Here is a 5301-nt window from a genome sequence, read left to right on the forward strand (position 1 = left end):
GGGTGGCGTGAGGAGACGGCGATGAGCGACACCCCGCGGGACTCCCGGGTGGGGACGCAGTTCGGGCCCTATCTCCTCAAGCGGCTGCTCGGCCGCGGCGGGATGGGCGAGGTGTACGAGGCCGAGCACACCGTCAAGAACTGGACGGTGGCGCTGAAGCTGATGTCGGCCGACATTTCCGAGAATCCCGACTTTCGCGAGCGGATGCAGCGGGAAGCGCGCATCACCGGCCAGCTCACCGAGCCGCATGTGGTGCCGATCCACGAGTACGGGGAGATCGACGGGCAGCTGTATCTCGAGATGCGGCTGATTCGCGGCACCGATCTGCAGACGCTGCTCCGCAGTTCGGGGCCGATGGAACCGGCGCGAGCGGTCGCACTCGTGCGCCAGATCGCCTCGGCGTTGGACGCCGCCCACGCCGCCGGCGTGATCCACCGCGATGTCAAACCGCACAACGTTCTGGTCACCGACGACGATTTCGCCTATCTCGTCGACTTCGGTATCGCCAAGGGCCGCCAGGACGCCGCGGTCACCAAACCTGGTGCCGCGGTGGGGAGTTGGCAGTACATGGCACCTGAGCGGTTCGGCAAGAGCCCGATCACCAAGAGCGCCGACATCTACGCGCTGGCCTGCGTGCTGCACGAGTGCCTGACCGGGTCGCCGCCGTTCCACGTCGACACCCTGTCCGAACTGGTCAGTGCCCACCTGATGGAACCCGTTCCCCGCCCCACTGATTCGCGGCCCGACGTCCCGGCCGATTTCGACGCGATAATCGCCCGCGGCATGGCCAAAGTCGTCGGAGAGCGCTACCAGACTGCGGGCGATCTGGCTCGGGATGCCCAGGAGGCGCTCAGCGCCACCGGTCAGCTGTTGGCGAGCCGGATCGTCGACGACGGCCTGCAGCGGACCGTGCAGGACACCCCGACAGTGGCGGACACCGTGACAGAGCTGTTGCCGCAACGGAAGTCGAGTAAGCGGCGGCTGCCGCTGGCCGCTGCCGTGTTGACGAGCTTGGTCGCGGCGGCGGTCGCCGCAGTGTTCCTCTGGCCGCGCCCCACCCCGGCGCCGTCGCTCCCGACGGTGCAACCGGATCGCTTGGATTCCATTTTGTTGGGCACCGATGAAATCAACGCTGTGATGGGTGCCTCGAACATGCAATCCGGCCAAGCCATCCAGACGATGGACAACCCCGGCACGACGGTATCTGACCAGGAGTGCCTCGGAGCGCTCTACGCCAACCAGCGCACGTTCTACGAGGGCAGCGGCTTCACGGGTTTGCGCAGCCGGATCCTGTACGAGCCGGGCGACACCTTCGACCACTGGCTCATCGAAACCGCGGTGAGCTTCCCGTCCGGCAACTCGTCGCACGTGTTCGTGCGGAACTCGGCGGACAAGTGGAAGTTCTGTCCCGGGCGGACGGTGACGGTAACCAAAGCCAAGGACAAGCCGGTCCGGTGGACATTCGGGAAACTCAGCGGGGCTCCGCCGAAGATCGCGCTGCTGAAGACGCAGTTAGACGCCCGGGGCTGGGGCTGCCAGCATGTGCTGAGCGCGGTGTCCAACGTGGTCCTCGATGTCGAGGCTTGCAGTTATCACATCGCCGACGAGGCCGGCCAGATCGCCGACAAAATGGCGGCGCAAATGCCGCGATAAGGTGAGCGCCGTGGCCCAGACCGCGCCGCTACGCGTGCAACTGATCGCCCGGACCGAGTTCCTGGCACCACCGGACGTGCCCTGGACCACCGACGCTGACGGCGGGTCGGCGCTGGTCGAGTTCGCCGGCCGGGCGTGCTATCAGAGCTGGTCCAAGCCCAATCCCAAGACCGCGACCAACACCGGCTACATCAAGCACATCATCGACGTCGGGCACTTTTCGGTGCTCGAGCACGCGAGCGTGTCGTTCTACATCACCGGCATCTCGCGATCCTGCACCCATGAGCTGATCCGGCACCGGCATTTCTCCTACTCGCAGCTCTCCCAGCGCTACGTCCCCGAGAAGGAATCGCAGGTCGTAGTGCCGCCCGGGATGGAAGACGACCCGGAACTGCGGCAGATCCTGACCGCCGCCGTCGACGCCAGCCGCGCCACCTACACCGAACTGCTGGCCAGGCTGGAAGCCAAGTTCGCTGATCAACCGAATGCGCTGCTGCGCCGCAAGCAGGCCCGTCAGGCCGCCCGCGCGGTGCTGCCCAACGCCACCGAAACCCGCATCGTCGTGACCGGTAACTACCGGGCCTGGCGGCACTTCATCGCCATGCGGGCCAGCGAACACGCCGACGTGGAAATCCGCCGCTTGGCCATCGAGTGCCTGCGTCAGCTCGCCGGCGTCGCGCCCGCGGTGTTCGCCGACTTCGAGGTGTCCGTGCTGGCCGACGGCACCGAGGTCGCCACCAGCCCGCTCGCCACCGAAGCCTGAGTCCGCGCGGCTGCAAAACAGCTTGCCGCCGCCAGGTAACCTGAACACCGTGACCACCGTCGGATTCGACGCCCCCGCACGCCTGGGAACCCTGCTGACCGCGATGGTGACCCCCTTCGGCGCCGACGGGTCCGTCGACACCGCGGCCGCCGCGGCACTGGCACAGCACCTGGTAGACGCGGGGTGCGACGGCCTGGTGGTCTCCGGAACCACCGGCGAGTCGCCCACCACCAGCGACGAGGAGAAACTCCTGCTGCTGCGGACCGTGCTGGAAGCCGTCGGCGACCGGGCTCGTGTCATCGCCGGAGCGGGCACCTACGACACCGCCCACAGCGTCCGGCTGGCCAAGGCCTGCGCGGCCGAAGGCGCGCACGGGCTGCTCGTGGTCACGCCGTACTACTCGAAACCCCCGCAGGCCGGGTTGCGCGCACACTTCACCGCCGTCGCCGACGCCACCGATCTGCCGGTGCTGCTCTACGACATCCCGCCGCGGTCGGTGGTGCCGATCGAGCCCGACACCATTCGTGCGCTGGCGGCACACCCGAACATCGTCGGGATCAAAGACGCCAAGGCCGACCTGCACAGCGGCGGCCAGATCATCGCCGAAACCGGACTGGCCTACTATTCCGGCGACGACGCGCTGAACCTGCCCTGGCTGGCGATGGGCGGTATCGGTTTCATCAGCGTGATTTCTCACCTGGCGGCGGGCCAGCTGCGAGAGTTGCTGTCCGCCTTCGGTTCCGGCGATATCGCTACCGCCCGCAAGATCAATGTCACGCTCGCCCCGCTGTGCAACGCGATGAGCCGGCTGGGCGGGGTGACGTTGTCCAAGGCGGGTCTGCGGCTGCAGGGTATCGACGTCGGTGATCCCCGGCTGCCGCAGGTGGCCGCGACGCCGGAGCAGATCGACGCGTTGGCCGCCGACATGCGTGCGGCTTCGGTGCTCAGGTGACCCGGCGGTGAACGAGGAGCTCGCCCCACCAGGTCCTCTGGCCTCGGGCGGGTTGCGGGTCACCGCGCTGGGCGGCATCAGCGAAATCGGCCGCAATATGACGGTTTTCGAACACCTGGGCCGGCTGCTGATCATCGACTGCGGGGTGATGTTCCCCACCCACGACGAGCCCGGCGTCGACTTGATCCTGCCTGACCTGCGGCACATCGAAGACCGCCTGGACGACATCGAGGCGCTGGTGTTGACCCATGCGCACGAGGACCACATCGGGGCCATCCCGTTTCTGCTCAAGCTGCGTCCCGACATCCCGGTCGTCGGCTCGAAGTTCACTCTGGCGCTGGTCGCGGCCAAATGCCGGGAGCATCGCATCAAGCCGGCGTTCGTCGAGGTCAAAGAGGGGGAGAGCAGCCACCACGGCGTGTTCGACTGCGAATACTTCGCCGTCAACCACTCCATTCCCGACGCGCTGGCCATCGCGGTCTACACCGGCGCGGGAACCGTGCTGCACACCGGCGACATCAAGCTCGACCAACTGCCACTGGACGGTAGGCCCACCGACCTGCCCGGCATGTCACGGCTCGGCGACACCGGTGTGGATCTGTTCCTGTGCGATTCGACCAACTCCGAGCATCCGGGCGTCGGGCCGTCGGAAAGCGAAGTGGGTCCGACGTTGCACCGGCTGATCCGGGGCGCCGACGGGCGCGTCATCGTGGCGTGCTTCGCCTCCAATGTGGACCGTGTGCAGCAGATCATCCATGCCGCCGTGGCATTGGGCCGGCGGGTGTCGTTCGTCGGCCGCTCGATGGTGCGCAACATGGGCATCGCGCGCGAGCTCGGCTTCTTGCGGGTGGCCGATTCGGATCTGATCGACATCGCCGCCGCCGAGATGATGGCGCCCGAACGGGTGGTGCTGATCACCACCGGCACCCAGGGCGAGCCGATGTCGGCGTTGTCGCGGATGTCGCGCGGCGAACATCGCAGCATCACGCTGACCGCCGGTGACCTGATCGTGTTGTCGTCGTCGCTGATCCCGGGCAACGAGGAGGCGGTCTTCGGCGTCATCGACTCGCTGTCCAAGATCGGGGCCCGGGTCGTCACCAACGCCCAGGCGCGGGTGCATGTTTCGGGTCACGCGTACGCGGGTGAGCTGCTGTTCCTCTACAACGGGGTGCGGCCTCGCCACGTGATGCCGGTGCACGGCACCTGGCGGATGTTGCGCGCCAACGCCAAGCTGGCGGCCAGCACCGGGGTGTCACCCGAGTCAATTCTGTTGGCGGAGAACGGCGTCAGCGTCGACCTGGTCGCCGGAAAGGCTTCGATCGCCGGCGCGGTGCCGGTCGGGAAGATGTTCGTCGACGGGCTGATCACCGGCGATGTCGGCGACATCACCCTGGGCGAACGGCTCATCTTGTCGTCGGGCTTCGTAGCGGTGACGATCGTAGTCAAGCGCGGCACCGGACGTTCTGCCGCTCCGCCGCACCTGTATTCGCGCGGATTCTCCGAAGATCCCAAGGCACTGGAACCCGTTGTGCGCAAGATAGAAGCGGAGCTGGAATCGCTGGTGGCCGCCAATGTGACCGACCCGATCCGCATTGCCCAGGGCGTGCGCCGCACCGTAGGCAAGTGGGTCGGTGAGACCTACCGCCGCCAACCCATGATCGTGCCGACGGTCATCGAGGTTTAGACCGAAGTTCCCCCCGCTGTGTTGACGGGTTAGGGCGTTGAACTGGGGTTTTGGGGTGTGGCGGGTGTGGGTGTACTGACTACGCGGGGCCGTGGCGGTGGGAGACGCCGAGGAGTTCGAAGGCCCGTCGCTGCAGCGCGGTGGGGCTGGTGATCATGGTGAATGCCGGCATGTCGGCGGTGGGCTGAATCTGGTTGGCGCAGATGGTGCTCAGATCGGCCAGCAGGCTGGTGAAGCTGTGTACCGGGG

The 5301-nt window shown here is 67.1% G+C and carries 4 protein-coding genes and 1 pseudogene; all 5 read left to right on the top strand.

The genetic code is table 11. From position 1 onward, the window contains the following. Positions 1-21: 21 nt before the first annotated feature. A pseudogene (locus VML93_RS38430) lies at positions 22-930 on the top strand (serine/threonine-protein kinase); the annotation flags it as partial. 150 nt (positions 931-1080) lie between these two features. Then, on the top strand, positions 1081-1653 hold the full coding sequence (locus VML93_RS38435) for a sensor domain-containing protein (protein WP_414686247.1): 573 nt from the start codon (positions 1081-1083) through the stop codon (positions 1651-1653). Between the two features lie 10 nt (positions 1654-1663). Beyond that, entirely contained in the window at positions 1664-2416 is a 753-nt protein-coding gene (gene thyX, locus VML93_RS00235; protein ID WP_325606422.1) for an FAD-dependent thymidylate synthase, read from the top strand. A 49-nt stretch (positions 2417-2465) separates the two neighbouring features. Then, positions 2466-3368 carry a 4-hydroxy-tetrahydrodipicolinate synthase gene (gene dapA, locus VML93_RS00240; protein ID WP_325606424.1) on the top strand — a complete coding sequence of 301 codons (903 nt, stop codon included), beginning with the start codon at positions 2466-2468 and terminating at the stop codon, positions 3366-3368. Positions 3369-3375: 7 nt separating this feature from the next. Further along, a complete protein-coding gene (locus VML93_RS00245; protein WP_325606426.1) occupies positions 3376-5052 on the top strand; it encodes a ribonuclease J in 1677 nt (558 codons plus the stop codon). Positions 5053-5301 lie beyond the last annotated feature (249 nt).

Origin of the sequence: Mycobacterium sp. (assembly GCF_035499775.1) — a bacterium.
Lineage (GTDB): Bacteria > Actinomycetota > Actinomycetes > Mycobacteriales > Mycobacteriaceae > Mycobacterium.